This is a genomic window from Azospirillum lipoferum 4B, assembly GCF_000283655.1.
Classification (GTDB): Bacteria; Pseudomonadota; Alphaproteobacteria; order Azospirillales; family Azospirillaceae; genus Azospirillum; species Azospirillum lipoferum_C.
This window is the reverse complement of sequence record NC_016585.1, coordinates 994,313-1,014,061: the sequence shown is the minus strand read 5'-3', so window position 1 is coordinate 1,014,061 and position 19,749 is coordinate 994,313. Positions and strand designations below refer to the sequence as shown.

20 protein-coding genes and 1 pseudogene are annotated in these 19,749 nt (G+C 64.5%); 8 read left to right on the top strand and 13 right to left on the bottom strand.

Going from position 1 to position 19,749, the window contains the following annotated elements:
- Positions 1 to 221: 221 nt before the first annotated feature.
- The 5 genes from AZOLI_RS31315 to AZOLI_RS31305 form a co-directional block, all read right to left on the bottom strand.
- On the bottom strand, positions 222 to 695 hold the full coding sequence (locus AZOLI_RS31315; RefSeq protein WP_081505975.1) for a response regulator transcription factor: 474 nt from the start codon (positions 693 to 695) through the stop codon (positions 222 to 224).
- A 111-nt stretch (positions 696 to 806) separates the two neighbouring features.
- On the bottom strand, positions 807 to 1,118 hold the full coding sequence (locus AZOLI_RS32580) for a LuxR C-terminal-related transcriptional regulator (protein WP_162488266.1): 312 nt from the start codon (positions 1,116 to 1,118) through the stop codon (positions 807 to 809).
- A 5-nt stretch (positions 1,119 to 1,123) separates the two neighbouring features.
- Positions 1,124 to 1,648, bottom strand: a complete 525-nt coding sequence (locus AZOLI_RS32575) for a hypothetical protein (protein ID WP_044551647.1) — start codon at positions 1,646 to 1,648, stop codon at positions 1,124 to 1,126.
- A gap of 97 nt (positions 1,649 to 1,745) precedes the next feature.
- Positions 1,746 to 2,189, bottom strand: coding sequence for a hypothetical protein (locus AZOLI_RS18255; protein WP_044551643.1), 444 nt, complete (start codon positions 2,187 to 2,189; stop codon positions 1,746 to 1,748).
- A gap of 10 nt (positions 2,190 to 2,199) precedes the next feature.
- Positions 2,200 to 3,264, bottom strand: coding sequence for a helix-turn-helix transcriptional regulator (locus AZOLI_RS31305; RefSeq protein WP_014188640.1), 1,065 nt, complete (start codon positions 3,262 to 3,264; stop codon positions 2,200 to 2,202).
- 467 nt (positions 3,265 to 3,731) lie between these two features.
- Between AZOLI_RS31305 and AZOLI_RS18250 the strand changes: the two genes are divergently transcribed.
- The gene (locus AZOLI_RS18250; RefSeq protein ID WP_014188639.1) at positions 3,732 to 4,628 is read left to right on the top strand and encodes a DMT family transporter; all 897 of its coding nucleotides are present in this window, start codon (positions 3,732 to 3,734) and stop codon (positions 4,626 to 4,628) included.
- Between the two features lie 256 nt (positions 4,629 to 4,884).
- Here the strand turns inward: AZOLI_RS18250 and AZOLI_RS18245 are convergent.
- The 3 genes and pseudogenes from AZOLI_RS18245 to AZOLI_RS18235 all read right to left on the bottom strand — a co-directional run.
- Positions 4,885 to 6,129 (bottom strand): annotated as a pseudogene (locus AZOLI_RS18245) (NAD(P)/FAD-dependent oxidoreductase); the annotation flags it as partial.
- Positions 6,130 to 6,234: 105 nt separating this feature from the next.
- Entirely contained in the window at positions 6,235 to 6,471 is a 237-nt protein-coding gene (locus AZOLI_RS18240; protein ID WP_162488265.1) for a hypothetical protein, read from the bottom strand.
- A 95-nt stretch (positions 6,472 to 6,566) separates the two neighbouring features.
- A complete protein-coding gene (locus tag AZOLI_RS18235; protein WP_014188636.1) occupies positions 6,567 to 7,280 on the bottom strand; it encodes a Crp/Fnr family transcriptional regulator in 714 nt (237 codons plus the stop codon).
- Between the two features lie 219 nt (positions 7,281 to 7,499).
- Between AZOLI_RS18235 and AZOLI_RS18230 the strand changes: the two genes are divergently transcribed.
- Positions 7,500 to 7,871 carry a response regulator gene (locus AZOLI_RS18230; protein WP_162488264.1) on the top strand — a complete coding sequence of 124 codons (372 nt, stop codon included), beginning with the start codon at positions 7,500 to 7,502 and terminating at the stop codon, positions 7,869 to 7,871.
- Between the two features lie 143 nt (positions 7,872 to 8,014).
- Here the strand turns inward: AZOLI_RS18230 and AZOLI_RS18225 are convergent, their stop codons facing one another.
- The 4 genes from AZOLI_RS18225 to AZOLI_RS18210 form a co-directional block, all read right to left on the bottom strand.
- The gene (locus AZOLI_RS18225; RefSeq protein WP_014188635.1) at positions 8,015 to 8,887 is read right to left on the bottom strand and encodes a LysR family transcriptional regulator; all 873 of its coding nucleotides are present in this window, start codon (positions 8,885 to 8,887) and stop codon (positions 8,015 to 8,017) included.
- A 198-nt stretch (positions 8,888 to 9,085) separates the two neighbouring features.
- The gene (gene catA, locus AZOLI_RS18220; RefSeq protein ID WP_014188634.1) at positions 9,086 to 10,006 is read right to left on the bottom strand and encodes a catechol 1,2-dioxygenase; all 921 of its coding nucleotides are present in this window, start codon (positions 10,004 to 10,006) and stop codon (positions 9,086 to 9,088) included.
- Positions 10,007 to 10,077: 71 nt separating this feature from the next.
- Positions 10,078 to 10,368: a muconolactone Delta-isomerase gene (gene catC, locus AZOLI_RS18215; protein ID WP_044551635.1), complete on the bottom strand. Its 291-nt coding sequence runs from the start codon at positions 10,366 to 10,368 to the stop codon at positions 10,078 to 10,080.
- Positions 10,369 to 10,372: 4 nt separating this feature from the next.
- Positions 10,373 to 11,551, bottom strand: a complete 1,179-nt coding sequence (locus AZOLI_RS18210; RefSeq protein ID WP_014188632.1) for a muconate/chloromuconate family cycloisomerase — start codon at positions 11,549 to 11,551, stop codon at positions 10,373 to 10,375.
- Between the two features lie 457 nt (positions 11,552 to 12,008).
- Between AZOLI_RS18210 and AZOLI_RS18205 the strand changes: the two genes are divergently transcribed.
- From AZOLI_RS18205 to AZOLI_RS31300, 5 genes are all read left to right on the top strand, one after another.
- Positions 12,009 to 13,160 carry an ABC transporter substrate-binding protein gene (locus tag AZOLI_RS18205; RefSeq protein ID WP_014188631.1) on the top strand — a complete coding sequence of 384 codons (1,152 nt, stop codon included), beginning with the start codon at positions 12,009 to 12,011 and terminating at the stop codon, positions 13,158 to 13,160.
- A gap of 97 nt (positions 13,161 to 13,257) precedes the next feature.
- Positions 13,258 to 14,133: a branched-chain amino acid ABC transporter permease gene (locus AZOLI_RS18200; protein WP_014188630.1), complete on the top strand. Its 876-nt coding sequence runs from the start codon at positions 13,258 to 13,260 to the stop codon at positions 14,131 to 14,133.
- Positions 14,134 to 14,199: 66 nt separating this feature from the next.
- The gene (locus AZOLI_RS18195) at positions 14,200 to 15,183 is read left to right on the top strand and encodes a branched-chain amino acid ABC transporter permease (RefSeq protein WP_014188629.1); all 984 of its coding nucleotides are present in this window, start codon (positions 14,200 to 14,202) and stop codon (positions 15,181 to 15,183) included.
- Positions 15,177 to 15,941 carry an ABC transporter ATP-binding protein gene (locus tag AZOLI_RS18190; RefSeq protein WP_014188628.1) on the top strand — a complete coding sequence of 255 codons (765 nt, stop codon included), beginning with the start codon at positions 15,177 to 15,179 and terminating at the stop codon, positions 15,939 to 15,941. The genes AZOLI_RS18195 and AZOLI_RS18190 overlap by 7 nt, the downstream gene beginning before the upstream one ends.
- Positions 15,942 to 15,946: 5 nt before the next feature.
- Positions 15,947 to 17,272 carry an ATP-binding cassette domain-containing protein gene (locus AZOLI_RS31300; protein WP_014188627.1) on the top strand — a complete coding sequence of 442 codons (1,326 nt, stop codon included), beginning with the start codon at positions 15,947 to 15,949 and terminating at the stop codon, positions 17,270 to 17,272.
- Positions 17,273 to 17,357: 85 nt separating this feature from the next.
- Here the strand turns inward: AZOLI_RS31300 and AZOLI_RS18180 are convergent, their stop codons facing one another.
- The gene (locus tag AZOLI_RS18180) at positions 17,358 to 18,689 is read right to left on the bottom strand and encodes an alginate export family protein (protein ID WP_162488263.1); all 1,332 of its coding nucleotides are present in this window, start codon (positions 18,687 to 18,689) and stop codon (positions 17,358 to 17,360) included.
- Positions 18,690 to 19,254: 565 nt separating this feature from the next.
- On the opposite strand from AZOLI_RS18180, the gene AZOLI_RS18175 reads away from it, so the two are divergent.
- Positions 19,255 to 19,743: a MarR family winged helix-turn-helix transcriptional regulator gene (locus AZOLI_RS18175; protein WP_244442577.1), complete on the top strand. Its 489-nt coding sequence runs from the start codon at positions 19,255 to 19,257 to the stop codon at positions 19,741 to 19,743.
- The last annotated feature ends 6 nt before the right edge of the window (positions 19,744 to 19,749 follow it).

Sequence of the window (19,749 nt, the reverse complement as noted above, 5' to 3'; positions counted from 1 at the left end):
ACGGTTCGGCCTCGGCATGTGCAGGTCCGCCGTCGCTCCGTGCCCGTCAAAACCTCGGCCAGCTGATAAGCCATGAAGTCTGCAACTCGTTTGCGTCTGCGCGATGACAAGCCACGCAAAACTCAGTCGTCGGACCCTCCTTTTCCAAGGCGGCACTCACCGGGAAGCGTACGGTGAGAATAGAGCAATGCGGATATCATCTAGATGGTTGGATTGCTATTTCAGTCTCCCAGCGAAATGGATGTTCGAATATTGATGGTGGAAGTCGCAGCTTCCCAGATGCGGCCGAGTTCGAACAGGTTGTTGCATTGAAGTTTTTTCATAATACGTGACCTGTGAATTTCGACCGTCTTCGGACTTATATTCATATCGAATGCAATCGCCTTATTATTCTTTCCGTCAGCCAGGCCACCTAGAACGTCAGCTTCTCGGGTAGTGAGTTGCAATAGCCGCTTGACTGCGTCTTGTCTTCTGCTCTCAACGCCAACGCCAGCCGTCTGCAACAGCTGTGCGACGGGTAAAGGCGGCACTGCTTTCTTAGCGGCCATCGCGTCGAGTTGATCAGAAACGTATTCGTCCATCACAGACAGAGCATAGACCAACGCGGGGGACTGTTCTCCAGGTAACGGAGCAACTGATATCGGTGTGGACTCATGCAGGGGTACAAGAAGGAATTTTCTGCGATTCATCGTCATGGACTTTTTCAGGCTCCGAGGGGTCGCACTGAATTATACCACCAGAACTGGTAGTGGTCAGCTATTTGCGCCAGCCGGACATTTTCTGGTCTGCTATTTTGCCGCCAGATGCTATCGTGTCGCCGTCTTCTCTCTATTGCTCCAAACAGCGGCTTCCCACGCGCGCCCAAGCTCGAAGGGGCCGGAGCATCCCAGCTTCGCCATGACGCGGCCACGGTACCATGCCACCGTCTTGACGCTGAGGCCGAGATCAACTGCGATGGCCTCAGAGCTTTTGCTGGCGACCATACGTACCATCACATCAACCTCGCGCACCGTCAGCTGGGCCAATCGTGCCATCATATCCCGCCCGCGTGAATCAGACGTCTTCAGCATCGTGCCCACTGGTGCGGCTACCGCCAAGGCAGGGTCAATGTAAGACATCACCGTCACCTCACAGCCAGGGACACCAGGGACCGGACGGCGGCGACATAGGCGGCCGTCAGCGTCGGCTGGGGAGCAGAATGCAGCCGGCACCGGGTGGAGTCGGCGCAGTGCGCCACGAAGACATCGGCCGCGCTGCTGTCCATGTGGCACCGGATGTCCGCCTGGATCGTGGTGATTCGCGAAGCCGGGCGGCCGGGCTGATCGCCGACCACGCGTCCATGCGCCGCCTGCACCAACTGCATGATGGCGGTTTCGACCGTCAGCTCGCCCAAGCCGGCGGCGATGCTGTCGCCGCACCGCTGCTCGAGCATTGTCGCTCGCGATTCGCATCGCTCGGCGTCCTCCAAAAGCATGGAGACGGTGGCGGTCGACGCGTGGCCGGCAATCACAAGCGCGTCGGCGCGATCATCGGCTGCCCGCTGGCGAAGCTGGTCCACGGACAAATGGTCGATATACGGTAAATGTGCGTCGGGCATACGCTTGCTCTTGCACCCGCCGACTACGGCAGTATGCTCATGGTTGATCATCGTTGCTTCCTAGGGCTACGGGTGATCGTCTGGATCGGGCAACCGACCTGGGCGGGGCGTCCGCTTGTGCCACCAAGCGGACGCCCATCAGCCGTGATCAGGCGGCCTTCTTGAAGATCGGGTCTTCGGGATCTTCGCCGGGCTCCTGCGAACGACGGATGCAGTTCGCGGCACTCCGGAAGCCGCCGACGTCAGACAGGTAGTCGGCCGGTAGATCGATCCCATGACGCGCGAAAGCGGCGCGCGTGTTTTCCCAGGCAGCGCTGAAGGCCGGAGTGCCGTAGGCGTTGGCATCGTGGATCATTTCTACACCGTGGATCGCAACGCCGAGCTGGCGCCATGCCAGCCGATCCTCCAGCACGAAATGCAATGCTTCGTCCGCGCCTTCGGTCATGGCGTGCGCCCGTCCGGCGTCCTCAGCATCGTGCAGCAGGATGAGGAGATCGGCAAAGCAGGCGTTGACATGCTCCTGGGAGTGTCCCTTGTCGAGCATAGCTTGCTTGAACGTGGAAAAATCAAAGTCGTTTACATTGATACCCATGTTGCGCCTCTCAGTGTTTGCGTCTATTTGGGACGCGGGTGATTGCCGCTATTCCAGTAACAAGGCTGGCAATAGCCGCCATGTCGGGAGCGACAAAACTCGAATTTTTCAGTTTAATCCTGGCCTTGTGCAGGTGCTGGTAAGTTGATCCTTCAGATACTCCGCGGTCGAGCGCGACTTGATTTACTGATTTTCCCTGCCCAATTCCTGTCACGACATCGGCCTCCGCAATAGAGAAGCCGAGGGCTTCCCGAAGGGCCGCGTTGATCGCCTTCACATCCTCGCCGAAGCGCGCTGCTGCAATGATCGCAGCGCCGGGTGTGACTGCAGCGCTGATCGCAAGGATTAAAGGATCATGCCGACAACGCCTGACCGGAACATAAGTAGAGGGTAGCGCACCGGACGTAACATTCTCGACGGCTTGTTGAAATACAAACTCATCACAGACGTCAGTCGCAACAACTTCTCTGCCTACAGGAGACAATGTTAAGCCATCTTCTTTTCTTAACATATCTTTGAAGCTTGCATTGGCGTGAAGTATTTTTCTGTTATGACTAATAAGTGCAACAGCCAAGCCAAGACTATCTAACGCCGACTCGAGACCAAGGATTTCTTCGCGCAGTCGGATAGCTCGAGTTACACCGATCTGAGACCCAGGGCCAGTAAAATAATGGTCAAGGGCATTTTTGCGCATATCAAGCCTTGCCTGAATGCTAATGCCATTCTCTAACCGAAAGTGCGAAACGAGCATCGCTCCCCATTGATATTGATTAACAAAGTCCATGCTTTGGATATTTAATCGCGCACCTATTGCTCTTACTAACCAACCATTTGGATCGGCTTTGGCATTTGGATTTCCAGTGTATCCAAACTTCAATGCCAGCCAAAACAAAGTTGAATAAGTGTCGTCTTTACCATAATCACAGCACGGCATTAGTTTACGTTGTTCATCATTTGCGTACAGAATTCGATCTTGCGCATCAAACACCAGAACCGCGCCACCAGCGGCATTGGTGACGCTCGCAATCTCCGCAATGGGTTCAGGGAAGCGGCAATGCTCATATTCAAGGGGCATATCGGGTCACCGCGCGCAGATCCGTTAGCAAATGAGTAACATGATGTTTCGGCATTACACATAAAAAATTTTATCATCATAAAGCCGGTGCATGGATATATTGCGCATACCCTAGTATTATCCGCACTTTTCTTTGGATGAAAACCAGCGCTCGATACATTTAATTACAGTTTATACGCAGAATAATCTTGTGAACGCTCTGGAAAACGCTCTGGTCCATAAGGAGGTATCAGCTTTATTTTTTATGTGACGATAGAAATTTTATTTTCATATCACTTAACCTGCCAGTCATTCCCTGGACGTGATCTGTTCGGTTGAAAGTATCCCGGTGCAATCGTGCACGCGAATTCTCGAAAATTTCACACCTGTAACGAGAGCGGAAATTTGTGACGACAATCGCCGTTGTCGGTCCGGCGCCACGCTGATAGGGGTTGTGCATACCCCAGATCCCGCCGACTCGGAGCGATATGCTTCCCTCTCCCGTCCACGCCGCCCTATGGGCGCTCGCTTCCGCTATCACCTTCTCCGCCAGTTCCGCGGCGGCAAAACTTCTCGGCACCAAGCTACCCGCGGCCGAGCTGGCTTTTTTCCGGGCCGCCGCTGGGGCTATGGTGCTGGTAGCGGTGTGGCGACTCGTCGTCGACCTGGGCAAGGCGTACGATCCGGCCGGCTATGTGCTCCGCTGTGGCCTGGGCGTGCTCGCTCTCTATGCCTTCATGTATGCCCTGAGCGCCGCACCGCTGGCCATGGTGTTCCTGATCTTCTTCACTCGGGCGCTGATGCTCCCAGTCGCTGCCCGGCTGATGCTGGGGGAGCGATCCAGTCCGCTCGTATGGGTGGCGGTCGTGATCGGGTTCGTCGGCGCGGCGTTGCCCCTGGTGCCAGCCCTTCAGGAGCCCCAGCAGGCGTTAGGTGTGCTGGCAGCTCTGGTAGCGGCAGTCGCTACTGCTGGGTCTCAGACGGCTGTTCGGCGCTTGACAGAGGCTGGAAACGCCCCCGGCATGGTCGTGCTGATCTACTCGGCCGCCTCGGTGCTGGGCACCCTGCCCATCGCCCTGCCGGACTGGGTGACACCGCCGGCTGCCGACTGGCCGGTCCTGGCAGCTCTGGGCCTGTTCGGCGTAACGGCGCAATACACCGCGGCCAAAGCCTTCTCCAAGGCGACTGTCGGCTTCCTGGCGCCGCTGGACTTCCTGGCGGTGCCGGCCGCTGCCGGTCTGGGCTGGCTGCTGTTCGGCGAGGTGCCGAGCATGCTGACCGGAATCGGCGCGGTAATCGTCTTGGGGGCCGCCACTGTCGTGGTGATAGGATCGGCACATACTCGCGAGCTCCGCCGGCCGGTTCGGCAACTCGCGAAGGTATGATGCCGCATCCAGAAACTTCCGGCTCGCGTGGTGTCGCAGGGGATCGAGGCGGCGGCTTTGGTGTGATTCGCTGTCCGCTCTATTCATCGGGGGAGCGGGGATGCCGGCGATAGCGATCCGCCAGGACATCTCCGTCTGCGGGTTGCGCCGGCAAGCCCGATTGGACGAGGGGCACGCCGTCGTTCTGCTGGACCGAGACGGCTGGCCCATCGCCGATGATCAGGCGGGCGCCGCGCTCGTAGGTCAGGTAGCGCCACAACCATTGCATGCTGACCAGCAGCCGCTTTTCGAAGCCGACCAGCAGATAGACATGGACGACCGCCCAGAGGATCCAGGCGAGCCAGCCCTTCAGTTGCCGGGTGCCGAAATCGAAGACGGCGGCGCTGCGGCCGACGATGGCGGTGTTGCCACGGTTCTTGAAGCGGAAGGGCGGCATCGGCTTACCGCGCAGGATGTTGGCGGCCAGCGCCGTCCCCAGGTGCTGGCCCTGCTGCTTGGCCACCTGCGCCAGCCCCGGCAGCGGCTTGCCGTCGTCCGCCGCCCCCAATGCAGTATCGCCGAGGGCGAAGACGCCATCCAGCCCGGGAACCGACAGGTCGGCGTCGACGCGGATGCGGCCGGCGCGGTCGGTCTCCACCCCCAGCCAGCGCCCGGCGGGCGACGCCGCGACCCCGGCCCCCCACACCATGGTGCCGGCGGGAATGAAGCGCCCGCCGATGGTGACTCCGCCCGCTTCGATGTTTTCCACCGCCTGTCCGGTCATCACCGTGACGCCCAGCCATCCAAGGGCGTGTTGGGCGTATCGTGACAGGTGTTCGGGGAACGTGCCGAGCAGCCGCGGCCCGGCCTCCACCAGCAGGATGCGGGCGGAGCGCGGATCGATGCGGCGGAAGTCGCGGGCCAGGGCGTAGCGGGTCAGCTCGGCGACGGCACCGGCCAGCTCGACCCCGGTGGGACCGCCGCCGACGATCACGACGGTCATCAGCATCGCCTGCTCCTCCGGGTCGGTGGACAGCTCCGCCCGTTCGAAGCAGCCGAGCAGCCGCGCCCGGATGTGCTGCGCGTCCTCGATCGTCTTGATCCCGGGCGCCACCGCCGCCCATTCGTCATGGCCGAAATAGCTGTAGGAGGAGCCCGTCGCGATGACCAGCCGGTCATAGCGGATGTCGCCGTCCCGGCGCGGACCATCCGGGTTCAGCCGCACCAGCCGCCGCTCCGTATCGACCCCCGTCACCTCGCCCAGAACGACGCGGATGTCGGGATGGCGGCTCAGGATCTTGCGGATGGGTTGGGCGATGTCGGCCGGCGACAGCGCCGCGGTCGCCACCTGATAGAGCAGGGGCACGAACAGGTGGTAATTACGCCGGTCGATCACGGTCACGGGGATGCCGGTGCCACCGAGCGCCTGGGCACAGGCCAGCCCACCGAAGCCGGCGCCGATGATGACGACATGCGGGCACTCGCCTGCCTTCGGTCGAGACGTCTGGTTGAGGTGCTGCACGGTTCGAACTCTCCCGGTCTGCCTTGCGGTGCCGTCCTGTAAACAGTTCACACCGCCGAATATGGAAACAGCAGGTCGATGAAGCGTTCCGCCGTCGGCCGCGGTTCATGGCTTGCCGGGGCGCTCCTCCCGCATCGCCGCGATCAGCGCCCCGGCATCCGGGAAGGTGTGGGCGAACAGAAGACGGCCCGATCCGCATTCCACCACCGCCCGCGGCGACGGGGCGGCCGGCCGGATGCTGCGCCCGAATTCACGCCCGACGGCAGGCTTCGGATCGAGACCGGTGGCGACGAGCACCCGCTCGATGCGAAAGGACTGCCGGGTTTCGTTCTGCATTGTCATGTCGGCCTCGGAGCCCATGCGTTTGCTGCCGGACCTCAAGCAGGGCGGCCTTGGTCATGCGGGTGCGCAGCGTGATGCCGACGGTTCGCTCGTCGTCATTGCGTCCCCAGCAACCGCAAGAACTGCTGCCGCACGATGCCGTAGCATTCGCAGGCGGCACTCTCCAGGCCCGGTCGGTCGAGAACCGTCATGGCGCCATGGCCATAGTCGATCGCACCGATCCGCTTCAATACTCCGGCAGCGGTGGTCACGCCGGCACGGCGCACGCCCAGCATCAGGCTCATGAACTCGTGGGTCATCGGGAACCGGTTTCCCTCCGCACGATCATGGGCGATGAGCACCCAGCGGGCCAGACGCTCCTCCACCGTGTGGCTGCCGTTGCACACCGCCGTCTGGGAGATCTGGGTCTGGAGTGCCTGCGTGTAGCGCAGCAGCAGGGTTCTCAGCGGTACGCTGTCGTCGAACACCCGTTTCAATGCCGGCGTCTGGATGTGGAAGGCCGTGCCTTGTGCCTGAACCATGGCTTCGGAGGGCGCGCTGTCGGCACCGAGTACCACGGGCAGGCCGACGAGACCTTCGCGACCGACCATGCCGACTTCCATGCTCCCGCCGCCTTCCAAGGGCGCCAGCAGGGAGACCATGCCGCTTTCCACGAAGTAGGCGGCTTCGATCGGTTCATGCGGCGCGTAGAGCGACTGCTTGAGTTCAAGCGGGACGGGAGTGAGCAACGGTGCCAAGCGCCCGAACACCTCGGACGGAAGTGCCGCGAGAAGCTGGTTGCGGACGGCGGAATGTTCGATCCGAGACATGAATGCCCCCATCAGTTTGGCGGGAGCACACAAAACTCTCAGTCACCCACAGCCGGACTCGTGGCGGGCGATGGATTTGCAGATCGAGTGTCTTCATCCGTCTTCACAGTGCCAAGAAGAGGTATGGGCGGCTCCGATGGGTCTTTAGGTACGGAACCGTACCGTATCGGCTCTCCTGATCCTCCATGCTCCCGGTCATGGTTTGATGAGGATATGCTCATGCAAGAGAACCTGACCGCCGCCGTCGCCATCCTGGAAGACGATGCAATCATAAGGCTCGCCATAGCGGCCTTCTTCGATGCGCAGGGAGCCGAGGTCCTGGCTGGAGCGACGGGCTCGGAGGTGGTCGCCCTGGTCGCCGAGACGCGGCTCCAGCCGACGATCATCATTGCGGATTACCATCTCGGCCCGACCACGGCGATGGACGAGGTGCCGGAGGTCGTGGCGGCACTGCCCCGCGGCGTGACGGTGGTGATCACGACGGGCGACACCTCGCCCGAGACGCGCGACCTGATTGCCGCATGTGGTTGGCGCCTGGTCACGAAGCCATACCATCCCCAGGACATCATCTCGATCATGAACGCTGCATGACGGATCGATTGCCGAATACTCGCTGCGCCACTCTGAACACACGCTCTCGCCATGTCCGGTGAGGGCTCTTGCAACCGTGAAGGCCGGCATCGTGCCGTCGCTGAACGTGTCCACCCGGTGACTTTGCGACGGAATCCTTGGTCTCACTCCGTCACCATGGCGAGAAGGGCGGCGGTCGCCTCGTTGTCGTCGCCGGCCCGCGTGCTGACGATCATCGGCGAGGTGATCGCCCTTTCGGCAATCGGCCGGTAAATCAGGTCGCCGCGCGACCCGGAGGCGGATTCCGGCACCAGACACAAACCGACCCCGCAGGCCACCAGCCCCAGCGCGGTCTGGAGTTCCCCCGCCTCCACCACCGCGTTGGGCAGAAGGCCGCGGTCGCGGAACAGCGCCAGCACCTGATCGGCATAGCTCGGCCGGGGCTTGCGGGGATAGACCAGCAGGGTCTCGCGGACCAGGGCGGCCAGGGGCACGGGGCCGGTCCCGGCGGCCAGCGGACACTCGCAGGACATCGCCGCCACCAGCGGCTCGTCATGCAGAACCTGCTGGACGATGCCGGGTTCCTGAAAGGGCAGCCGGCCGAAGCCGACGGCGATGCGGTGGTCGCGCAGCGCCGGCAGCTGTTCCAGCGTCGTCATTTCGATCAAGCGGACGTCGAGGTCGGGGCGCGATGCCCGGAACCGGCGCAGCACGCGGGGAAGCGAGCCGTAGAGGATCGAGCCGACCAGCCCGATGGGATAGACGGTGCGGCGCGACCCGCCCAGCGCCCGCAGGCTCCAATGGATATCGTCGACCCGGTCCAGCACCTGGATGGCATGCTCGTAGAGCAGGCGCCCGGCCTCGGTCAGTTCGAGCGGGCGCGATCCCCGCACCAGCAGTTCGGTCCCCAGCTCCTCTTCGAGCTGGCGGATTTGCCGGCTGAGCGGGGGTTGCGCGATGTGGAGCCGCTCCGCCGCGCGGGTGAAGCTGCGCTCCGCCGCGACCATCTGGAAATAGCGCAGGTGCCGCAGTTCCATGTCACCGAATGTCCATCGCCGGTCGGAGGGGAGCCGTCATCCTAGAGTCTGTGCGGTGTTCATTCAAACACCGGACAGACTCCAGGCTTCTGGTTTTCCCCTGGGATTTGCGCTTCAAGCGGGTCGGCTCGAACCGGCCGGCCGCACTCTCGGCACATCCCAGACCGGACGGACTGGAAGCTCGGGCGCCGGGACCGTTCAGGCGGAGACGCGCGGGCGTTCGACCACATCGGTCGGCAGGCCGTCGCGGGCCTCGACCAGACGGAAGTCGAAGGCGATCTCGGCGAAGGGACGGTTCACGCCGCGGGCTTCCATCGCCGCCGGATCGTCGATGCGGCGGACGTCGGGCACCAGACCGTCGCGGGTGGCGAAGGCGAAATCGTCGTCGATCAGCGGATCGCCCATGATGTTGATCTGCGTCGTCAGCTTGCGATACCCGGGGGCGCTGACGAAGAAGTGGATGTGGGCGGGACGGGCGCCGTGGCGGCCCAGCAGCTCCAGCAGCTGCAGCGTGCTGCTGCCCGGCGGGCAGGCATAGCCCGACGGCATGATCGACTGGAAGGAATAACGCCCGTCGGCGCCGGTCTGGATGGTGCCGCGGTTGTTGAATGGCGTCTGCGAGCTGTCGAAGATCGAATAGTTGCCCTTGGAATTGGCATGCCAGACCTCGACCACCGCATGGGGGACCGGCTTGCCCGAGGCATCGCGCACGACACCCGACATGAACAGCGGTTCCGCCTCGGTGTCCAGCCCGTCGTCGATGCGGGCGCTGCCCTGATGCACCGGGGCGCCGACCACATACAGCGGGCCTTCGATGGTGCGCGGGGTGCCGTTCTCGTTCAGGCCGGCGGCGCTCTCACGCTCCTCGACCAGCAGGTCGAGGAAATGCTCGAAGCCAAGGCCTGGAGCCAGCAGCCCGGCCTCGTTGTTCTTGCCCAGCTCGGTCAGGTAGTTGCAGGCGGTCCAGAATTCGTCCGGGGTGACGTCGAACTCGTTCATGGTGACGAACAGGTCGCGGACGATGCGGTCGACGATCGCCTTGACCCGCGGGTTGGGCGTCTTGCCGGGCGTGACCTGGGTGAAGCGCGCCAGCAGCGCGTCGAGTTCCTTGGCCTGCATGGGAGTCTCCCTTTGAACTTGTTGGTTGGTGGCGTGAGGGGGGCTGAGGAGCGGGACTACGATCAGGACCGTCAGGCGTCGCCGTCGCGGACCGAGGATGGATGGCGGCACAGCGGCGTCACGGCGATGTCCATGTAGGGGAACAGCGGCAGTCCGGTCAGGATGTCGTGCAACTCGGCGTTGTCGGCGACGTCGAAGATGCTGACATTGGCGTAGGCCCCGGCAACGCGCCACAGATGGCGCCATTTGCCGTTGCGCTGCAGGTCGGCGGCGATGGCCTTCTCGCGCGCCTTCAGGTCGGCGGCGGCATCCGCCGGCATGTCGGCCGGCAGGCGCACCGTCATCGTCACATGGAACAGCATGGGATCACTCTCCAGCTTGAGGATTTGCGGCTTGGGGAATGGCGCGGGACGCATGGAGGCTGCGCGGACGGTCGCGGCGCAGGGCGTCCAGACGGTCGGGATCGATGTCGATGCCGATGCCCGGCCCATCCGGCACGACCAGGGCGAACTCCTCGTAACGCAGCGGCGTGGCGAGAAAATCGTCGGTGAACAGCAGGGGGCCGAACAGCTCGGTTCCCCAATCCAGCCGGGGCAGCGTGGCGAACAGCTGGGCCGCCGCCGCCGTCCCCACCCCGGTTTCGATCATGGTGCCGCCATAGATGCCGATCCCGGCCGCCTCGGCGATGGCCGCGACCTTCGCCGCCGGACCGACGCCGCCCGATTGGGCCAGCTTGACCGAAAAGACGTCGGCCCCGGCGGCGGCGGCGACACGGAAGGCGTCTTCGGCACCGCGCAGGATCTCGTCGGCCATCACGGCGATGGGAAAATCCTGGGTCAGCCGGGCAAGCGCCGGCAGATGCTGGCGGCCCACCGGCTGTTCGACGAGATCGGCCCCGGCGTCGGCCAGCGCCGCCAGCCCGCGCCGGGCGTCGGTGACGCTCCAGGCCTGGTTGACGTCCACCCGGATGCTGGCGCGGTCGCCCAGCGCGCGCTTGATCGCGGCGATGTGGGCGATGTCGTCGGCCAGCGCACGCTTGCCGATCTTCAGCTTGAAGATGTTGTGGCGGCGGGCGTCGAGCAGCCGCTCGGCCTCGGCGATGTCCAGGTCGGACTGCCCGCTCGCCAGCGTCCAGGCGCAGGGCAGCCGGTCGCGCACCCGCCCGCCGAACAGATGGGCCAGCGATACGCCCAGCCGCCGAGCCGCCGCGTCCTGCAACGCGGTTTCGACCGCGCATTTGGCCGTGTTGTTGCCCTGGACGAAGGCGCCGATCCGCGCCATCGCGGCGCCGACCCGCCCGGCATCCTGGCCGATCAGCAGCGGCGTCATGTAGGTGTCGATGGCCAGCGCCATGCCCTCGACCGATTCCTCGCCATAGCTCAAGCCGCCGATGGTCGCCCCTTCGCCCCAGCCGACGACGCCGTCGGACGCGGTGATGCGGACGATCACGACCGATTGCGTCCGCATCGTCGCCATCGCCAGGACATGCTGGCGGATGGTCGGCAGATCCAGAATGAAGGTTTCGACCCGCTCGATTTTCGTCACGCGAACATCCCCAAATCTGTGCGTATGCGCAGCGTCAAAGTTTCCGGGGCAGATCATCCTTTTAAAGGACGGTTCGTGTCCAAAACCGATTGGATCATGTTTTCATACCCAACAGGTATGCGTGGCGCGATGGGACGCTCCGCCATGATCATGAAGGATGGAAGCCGGACTGTATTTTTGCAGATTGAGAAAAACTGGTTCCCATAATTTTAAAACCCGAATGCTTGACAGGCGGCAGTGCCGGTTCGGAAAATGAAAATCCTTCCGCCTCGATGCGGAGGATCGGGCGTTACCCGCATCATCAAGAAAATGCAGCCGAGCCTGCCGCAGATAAGGCTTCGGACAAGCTGCAACGACGCGATCCGCGGTTGGACGGCTCTCCATCGGGGGCCCTCGCCGAAGGATCTTGCATGAAAGAACAGGGCCTTTGGGCATCCTTCAGGGAGACAAGAGATCCATGCGCTTTTTCAATATGATGGTGGGCGTCGTCTGCGCGCTGGCGATCGGCGCGTCGGCCGCGCCGGCGCCGGCCGCGGACCCGGTGAAGGTCGGGGCGGTCCTGTCCCTGACCGGCGGCGCGTCGAGCCTGGGCGATCCGGAATTGAAGACCCTGGAAATGATGGTCGACCAGACCAACAAGGCCGGAGGTCTGCTGGGACGCCCGGTCGAGCTGGTCCATTACGATGACGGCAGCGAGCCGGGCAAGGCCAACGTCCTGGTCAAGCGCCTGATCGAGGACGACAAGGTGGACATGCTGATCGGCGGCACCACCACCGGCGCCAGCATGGCGATGTACCCGCTGATCGAACGGGCGCAGATCCCGTTCATCTCCCTGGCCGGCGCCCTGGTGATCGTCGAGCCGGTCAAGCGCTGGATGTTCAAGCCCGCCCATCACGACCGCATGGTCGGCCAGCGGGTGATGCTCGACATGAAGGCCAGGGGCTACCAGTCCATCGCCATGCTGTCGGACACCAGCGGCTTCGGCCAGTCCGCCCGCAAGGAGATGCTGAATGTCGCCCAGAAGGTCGGCATCACGGTGGCGGTGGATGAAACCTTCAACCCGAAGGACACCGACGTCACCACCCAGCTGGCGAAGATCAAGAACACCCCCGGCGTCCAGGCCCTGTTCGTCGTGACCTTCGGCCAGGGCGCGGTGGTCGTGACCAAGAACATCGCGCAGCTCGGCATCGACCTGCCGCATTACCAGACCTCCGGGGTGGCGACGCGGGAGTATATCCGCCTGGCGGGGCCGGCGGCCGAAGGGGTGCGCCTGCCGGCGCCGGTGCTGATGGTCGCCGCCGAATTGCCGGACAGCGATCCGCTGAAGAAACTGTCGGTCGACTACGTCAGGGAATATGAATCCCGTTACAAGACGGACGTGTCGTCCTTCGGCGCCTATGCCCGCGACGCCTGGCACATCTGGGTCAATGCGGTGACGCTGGCCAAGAGCGTCGACAAGGCCAAGGTCCGGGATTTCATCGAGAACACGGCGGGCCTGCCCGGAACGTCCGGCATGATCAACATGTCGCCCCAGGACCATCTGGGCCTCGACATCTCCGCATTGAAGATCGTCACGGTCAGGAACGGCAAATTCACGATTGCCGAGTGAGCCGTCTTCTTCGTCCGCTCCCGCCCCGTTCCACTGCGCCCCTCCGGGCGCGGCGTGAGGGAAGGCGCCGGCACTCCGCCGAGAGGAAAAGGACCCCATGCTGCCAGAGCTTCTTCAATTCATTCTGTCGGGCATGACGCTGGGCGCCATGTACATGCTGTCGGCGCTCGGCTTTTCGATGATCTACAACGCCAGCGGCGTGATCAATTTCGCCCAGGGCGAGTTCATCATGGTCGGCGGCATGGCGGCCTCCTTCCTGTCGGCGGCGGGCGTGCCGCTGCCGTTGGCCTGCGTCGCCGGGGTGATGATCGCCGGGCTCGTCGGCGGTCTGGTGGAGCGGCTGGCGGTCGCCCCCGCCCGCGACGCAGAGGTCGCCAGCATCATCATCATCACCATCGGCGTGTCGATGATCCTGCGGGGGCTGACGGAGATCCTGCTGGGCAAGAGACCGCACGCCCTGCCGCATTTTTCCGGCGAGGCGCCCCTGGCGCTGCTGGGCGCGACCATCCTGCCGCAAAGCCTGTGGGTGCTGGCGGTCGGTGCGCTGATCGTGCTGGGGCTGAACCTGTTCTTCGGCCGCACCCGCATCGGCAAGAGCGTGCTGGCGACATCCTATGACCGGCTGGCGGCCCAGCTGGTCGGCGTGGACGTCCGCCGGGTGCTGACGCTCAGCTTCGCGCTGTCGGCGGTGATCGGCGCCGTCGGCGGCGTTCTGATCGCCCCGATCTCGACGGTGGCATACGACACCGGCACGATGCTTGGGTTGAAGGGCTTCGTGGCGGCGACGCTGGGCGGTCTGGGCAGCGGGCCGGGCGCGGTGTTCGGCGGCCTGTTCCTGGGCCTGATCGAGGCATTGACCGCCGGCTATGTGTCGTCCGCCTACAAGGACGCGGTGCCGTTCGTCCTGGTCTTCATCGTCCTGGTGCTGCGTCCGCAAGGGCTGCTGGGCGCCAAACCGACGGATCGGATCTGACCCATGACCCTTCATCCCGATCGATCGTTGCCGCGAGACCGGCAATCCGACTTGAGGCAATCCGACTTGAAGCGTTCCGCGGCGGGACGCACCGGCACGGGGCGCGTCGTCGGGCTGGCGGCGCTGGCCGCCGTCGTGGCGCTGTTGCCGCTGCTTCTGCCAAACGCCTTCTATTTCGACGTGGCGATCCGCATCGCCATCCTGGCGGTGAACGCCATCGCCCTCAACCTGCTGATGGGCTACACCGGCCAGATCAGCCTGGGCCATGCCGGCTTCTTCGGGCTGGGCGCCTATGGCTCCGCCGTGCTGACCACGCATTTCGGCTGGGCGCCGCTGCCGGCCCTGCTGGCCGCTGCCCTGCTGACGGCTGTGATCGCCTGGGGCGTGGCGCGGGTCATCCTGCGCCTGCGTGGCCATTATCTCGCCATGGCCACCCTGGGTCTGGGCATCATCATCTCCATCGTCCTCGCCAACGAGGCCGCCTGGACCGGCGGTCCCGACGGCATGCCGGTGGACGGCTTCAGCCTGTTCGGTCTGACGCTGTCGGGCGAACGGCAATGGTACTGGCTGTTCGGCGGCCTGCTGATCGGCACCGTGATCCTGGCGCAGAACCTCATCGATTCCCCCGCCGGACGGGCGCTGCAGGCGCTGCACGGCTCGGAGACCGCCGCGTCGGTCGCGGGCATCGACGTCCGACGCCGCAAGATCGGCGTGTTCGTCCTCTCCGCCACCGTCTCGGCGATGCTCGGCAGCCTGTCGGCCCATTACTCCGGATACATAAACCCCGGCATCGCCGGCATCATGCAATCGGTGGAACTCGTCATCGTCGTGGTGCTGGGCGGCATGGCGTCGATCTATGGATCGATCTTCGGCGCGGTGGTCATGGGCCTGCTGCCGCAGGTCCTGGCCGGCTACGAGGGCTGGGATTCGGTGCTGTTCGGGGTGATCCTGGTGGTGACGATGATCTTCCTGCCGCGCGGCGTCGTTCCCAGCCTGGCGACGCGCCTGCGCTCCGTCCGCTTCGCGGGCAAGGGGGGTGCGGCATGCTGACGGTCGCCAACCTGTCCAAACGGTTCGGCGGGGTTCACGCGGTTCAGGATGTGAGCTTCACCATTCCCAAGGGCTGCGTCTATTCGGTGATCGGGCCGAACGGCGCCGGCAAGACGACGCTGTTCAACCTGATCTCCGGCCTCTACACGCCGACCTCCGGCTCGATCGGTTTCGAGGGGCAGGAGATCGGCGGCGCCGCACCCGACCAATTGGCGAGGCGCGGCATGAGCCGCACCTTCCAGAACCTGCAGATCTGCAGGAATCTCAGCGCCATCGACAATGTGATGGTCGGCGCCCATCTGACGCTCAATTCCTCCATGTTCGCCGGAATGTTCCGCTGGCCGGGCCTGTCGCGCGCCGACAGGGCATGCCGCGAACGGGCCGCCGCCCTGATGGAGCGGGTGGGCTGCGGCGCCTTCATCAAGGCCGACGCCGCCGCGATGCCCTATGGCGCCCTGAAGCGGCTGGAGATCGCCCGCGCCCTGGCGTCGGACCCGAAGATCCTGTTCCTGGACGAACCGGCGGCGGGGCTGAACCACACCGAAACCCACGGGATCCAGACCCTGGTGGCGGATCTGGCGCGGTCGGGGCTGACCGTGGTGGTGGTGGAACATGACATGAAGCTGGTGATGACCGTGTCCGACCGCATCCTGGTCCTGAACTACGGCCGCCGGCTGGCCGAGGGAACCCCCACCGAAATCCGCGAAAACCCGGAGGTGATCGCCGCCTATCTGGGCGCCGACGCCGAGGAGGACTGACGACCATGCGCGCGCTTGCCATCATCGCGGCCGAACACCGCAACATGCGTCTGGTCGCCGGAGCCCTGGCGGTGCTGGGCGACCGGTTCGCCGCCGGCTCGGCGGACGAGGCCGGGCTCCACACCGTCGAGCTGATCGCCGATTATTTCGAGGCCTACGCCGACCATTGCCACCATGCCCGCGAAAGCGATCTGCTGTTTGCGCGGATGCGTGTGCGCAGCGACCGCGGCGGGGCGATGCTCGACCGGCTGGACCGGGACCACCACGAGGCGCGCCGCCATCTCGCGCGCCTGCGCCATCTTGCCAGCAACCCGAATCGCCATGATGCGAAGAACCTGACGGAGCTTGCCGCCGAAATCGCCCGCTTCCGGCGGGAGCTGGACGAGCATCTGCGGGTCGAGGAGGAGGAGTGCTTTCCCTTGGCCGGCGCAGTGCTGACCCCGGCGGACTGGACGGAAATCGACGCCGCCTTCGCCGCCCGCAGCGACCCGCTCGACCATGTCGACCCGGCGGAGACGGTGGCCCTGCTGCGCGCACGGATCACGCAGCTGCTGCCCTCGCCCGAAGGATTCGGGGCGAAGGCCGACCATGCGCCCATCGCGCCGAAACCGTCGGCGGCGGGGGATGCGCTGCTGACGGTCGATGGGGTGACCAGCGCCTACAGCCGCATCCAGGTCCTGCACGGCGTGTCCATCCAGGTGCCGCCGGGGCAGCTGGTGGCCCTGGTCGGCGCCAACGGTGCGGGAAAGACCACTTTGCTGCGCTGCATTTCCGGCGTCCAGCCGATATCCGCCGGATCCGTCCTGATGCAGGGCAAGCCGATCACCGGCGCCAGCGCCGATGCGCGGGTGCGCGCCGGCATCTGTCAGGTGCCGGAGGGGCGGCATGTCTTCGCCCCCATGACCATCGAAGACAATCTGCGCATGGGCGCCCACACCCGGCCGGCGGCGGAGATCGCGGAGGGGCTGGAGGAGGTGTTCACCCTGTTCCCGGTGCTGCGCGAGCGACGCGACCAGCCTGCCGGGGTGCTGTCGGGCGGCCAGCAGCAGATGGTGGCCCTGGGCCGCGCCCTGATGGGCAAGCCCAGGCTTCTGTTGCTGGACGAACCGAGCATGGGGCTGGCGCCGCTGATCGTCGCGGACATCTTCCGCATCATCCGCATGCTGCGGGACGCGGGCATGACCATCCTGCTGGTGGAACAGAATGCGCGGGCCGCACTGTCCATCGCCGATCACGCCTATGTCATGGAATCGGGGCGGATCGCCTTGCAGGGACGCGGCCGGGACCTGCTGAAGAACGACGAGGTCCGCCGCGCCTATCTCGGCATGTAGGGCCGACGCCGTGGTTTAGCGCGGCAAAGAAAACTGCGGCAAGACACAATGCGGACGGGTGCATCCACCCGTCCGCAACCGACCGTCAATAGGTCAGGGTCGCCATCACCGCGAAGACCGTGCTGTCCTTGTTGCCACGCAGGAACTGCTTGCCGCCGTCCCCGGCGAAGAAGTGCCCGGCCACGCCGCTGACCAGCAGATTTTCCGTCGCCCCCCAGTCGACCACGAGGTTGATCTCGTTGCCGACATGGCCGCTGGTGACGCCGGCCGGCTTGCGGTCGAAGCGGAAGTCGTACAGCAGGGCGGTCAGCGTGACCGTCTCGGCCGGCTGGACGGCGAACTGGACGTTGTGGACCTTCACGTTGCTGTTGGAGGTCGGGAAATATTCGCCGTTGATCTCGCCCTGAAGCCAGGTGCCCCAGCGCGGGAAGGCCATGTGGAGCGGATCGAACGCCTCGCTCTTGGCCGTGCCGGGCTTGTCGCCGCTGAACTGGCTGTAGCGGTAGCCGACACGCGGCGTCCAGGCGACGTCGGCGAAGCTGTAGCCGGCCTCGCCGTACCAGGCCGAGGCATCGAGCTCGGCACCGGCGCGGCTGTTGTGCTGCTTCACATATTCCGCCGACAGGGTCAGCCCCGGAACCGACGGGACGGTGACGCCGAGGGCGCGGAGATTGTAGATGTCCATGCCCTTGCGGGTCGGCAGGTTCGACTGGTCGATGCGCATGTAGGCGGCGCCGAGCGAGCTTTTGCCCTCCGCCCCGAAGCGCCATTCCAGATTGCCGCCATAAATGACGTCGGTGTTGCTGTTCTTGTCGCTCTTCAGGCGGAACAGGTCGGCATGGACCGGCGCGATGTCGAATTTGGCGACGGCGGTGCCGGTGTTCCAGCCGCGGCGCGGCCCCAGCCAGTAAGTCCCCTGGCGCCGCGAATCCAGCGTGCCGTCGCCGATGATGAAGCCGTCGCCGATCATGAAGTTCTGCCGGCCATAGGCGAGGTCGACGGCATCCTTGCCCAGGCTGGACAGCAGGTCGCCGCTCCTCCAGCCGACATAGAGGTTATCGAGGTCGGTGCGGCCCTGGCGGCCCTGGGTGAAGCCGCCGGCATCGCCGTCGCCGATTGTTCCGCCCGACACCGCACGCACGCCGCTGTAGAGCGTGCCGGCGCTTTCGGTGGCATAGGTCAGCTTCAGGCTGGGGGCGATGTAGCCTTCGGCCCAACTGCGGTCCTTCTGCACCTTGCCGTCCGGTGTGACCACCCCGGCGCCGAGATTGGCGTTGGACACGGCGACCGCACCGATGCCGGCGGTGAAGCCGCCTTCGAGGGTGACGCCGTTCTGCTCATGGAGCGTGACGTCCGCGTGGGCGGTGGTGGACATCGCGAGGAGCGGCATCGCGAGCAGGGCCGTGCCGGCGAGCATCCGTCTCCGCAGCGGCCGATGGGGGCGGGGGGTGTCGCTCGGCCGGACGGTGCATGTGCCGGCGAATGTGCCGGCGAATGTCTGGGCGGTGACCATGAAGCTGTCTCCGTTCGGGTGATTTTCTTGTTTGGGCAAGGGCGGGGCCAGGGCCGGCCGCCCTGCGTGCGCCATGCATGCTCACGATCCGTGAAGCCGCGTCGGGTCCGAGTACAGCTGTTGCATCGGACGCGGTGCCTGCAAATCCAGGCATGTCATCGATTGATGGTGCTGCGGATTATAGCCATATCTTTAAGTTATATCCGCTGTAATTGTCGGGCTATCTTCCCGGAAACTGAAAATATCTTTTCCAGAATATGTGAAGACGCATTTATTCTTTTATGGTTTTTCACGTTGGCACCAGATATCGCTCGTCTGCTTTGCATGCGGCAAGCTGTCCGGCTGCCAACCGTCTTGTGATGCGGCAGCTTTTCCGCTATTCACCCGTCATCTCCACATGGTTGTGTCGAGCGTGGCCGGACCGGCTGGCAGCCCGTCCGTCCCGCCGCAGCCGGATGAAGGGCGCAGCATGAGCGGCAGCAGTTCACCCCAACTCCCGATGCAGGCGGGGGGCCAGGCGTTCTCCAAGAAACGCATGCGCCGCGACTGGCCCTTCTACTGGATTTCGCGGGTGAACGGCCGCTATGTGCAGGTGCTGGAAAAGCGGCTGAAGCCGCTGAACCTCGACATGCCGCGCTGGCGCGTGCTGATGTGCCTGTATGAGGACGAGCATCAGAGCATTTCCGAAATCGCGGAAGCCAGCGTCCTGAAACTGAACACCGCGACCAAGATCGTGCAGAGGATGGTTGCCGACGGGCTGGTGACGACACGGGTGCGGCCCACCGACGGGCGGGCGACCGATGTCGGTTTGACGCCTTACGGCGACCGGATGCGCCAGCTCGCCATGGCCGAGGCCGACGGCATCCTGGCGGCATCCTTCGTCAACATCTCCAGCGAGGAGATGGCGGCGCTCAACGGGCTGCTGGAGAAGGTCTTCGACCGGCTGGGCGAGGTCTGACCGGCG

What these genes read in the sequence shown, in the direction of transcription:
- AZOLI_RS31315 (WP_081505975.1), bottom strand. Translation starts at nt 695, where the DNA reads ATGACGATGAATCGCAGAAAATTCCTTCTTGTACCCCTGCATGAGTCC.
- AZOLI_RS32580 (WP_162488266.1), bottom strand. Translation starts at nt 1,118, where the DNA reads ATGTCTTACATTGACCCTGCCTTGGCGGTAGCCGCACCAGTGGGCACG.
- AZOLI_RS32575 (WP_044551647.1), bottom strand. Translation starts at nt 1,648, where the DNA reads ATGATCAACCATGAGCATACTGCCGTAGTCGGCGGGTGCAAGAGCAAG.
- AZOLI_RS18255 (WP_044551643.1), bottom strand. Translation starts at nt 2,189, where the DNA reads ATGGGTATCAATGTAAACGACTTTGATTTTTCCACGTTCAAGCAAGCT.
- AZOLI_RS31305 (WP_014188640.1), bottom strand. Translation starts at nt 3,264, where the DNA reads ATGCCCCTTGAATATGAGCATTGCCGCTTCCCTGAACCCATTGCGGAG.
- AZOLI_RS18250 (WP_014188639.1), top strand. Translation starts at nt 3,732, where the DNA reads ATGCTTCCCTCTCCCGTCCACGCCGCCCTATGGGCGCTCGCTTCCGCT.
- AZOLI_RS18240 (WP_162488265.1), bottom strand. Translation starts at nt 6,471, where the DNA reads ATGACAATGCAGAACGAAACCCGGCAGTCCTTTCGCATCGAGCGGGTG.
- AZOLI_RS18235 (WP_014188636.1), bottom strand. Translation starts at nt 7,280, where the DNA reads ATGTCTCGGATCGAACATTCCGCCGTCCGCAACCAGCTTCTCGCGGCA.
- AZOLI_RS18230 (WP_162488264.1), top strand. Translation starts at nt 7,500, where the DNA reads ATGCAAGAGAACCTGACCGCCGCCGTCGCCATCCTGGAAGACGATGCA.
- AZOLI_RS18225 (WP_014188635.1), bottom strand. Translation starts at nt 8,887, where the DNA reads ATGGAACTGCGGCACCTGCGCTATTTCCAGATGGTCGCGGCGGAGCGC.
- catA (WP_014188634.1), bottom strand. Translation starts at nt 10,006, where the DNA reads ATGCAGGCCAAGGAACTCGACGCGCTGCTGGCGCGCTTCACCCAGGTC.
- catC (WP_044551635.1), bottom strand. Translation starts at nt 10,368, where the DNA reads ATGCTGTTCCATGTGACGATGACGGTGCGCCTGCCGGCCGACATGCCG.
- AZOLI_RS18205 (WP_014188631.1), top strand. Translation starts at nt 12,009, where the DNA reads ATGCGCTTTTTCAATATGATGGTGGGCGTCGTCTGCGCGCTGGCGATC.
- AZOLI_RS18200 (WP_014188630.1), top strand. Translation starts at nt 13,258, where the DNA reads ATGCTGCCAGAGCTTCTTCAATTCATTCTGTCGGGCATGACGCTGGGC.
- AZOLI_RS18190 (WP_014188628.1), top strand. Translation starts at nt 15,177, where the DNA reads ATGCTGACGGTCGCCAACCTGTCCAAACGGTTCGGCGGGGTTCACGCG.
- AZOLI_RS31300 (WP_014188627.1), top strand. Translation starts at nt 15,947, where the DNA reads ATGCGCGCGCTTGCCATCATCGCGGCCGAACACCGCAACATGCGTCTG.
- AZOLI_RS18180 (WP_162488263.1), bottom strand. Translation starts at nt 18,689, where the DNA reads ATGCTCGCCGGCACGGCCCTGCTCGCGATGCCGCTCCTCGCGATGTCC.
- AZOLI_RS18175 (WP_244442577.1), top strand. Translation starts at nt 19,255, where the DNA reads ATGAGCGGCAGCAGTTCACCCCAACTCCCGATGCAGGCGGGGGGCCAG.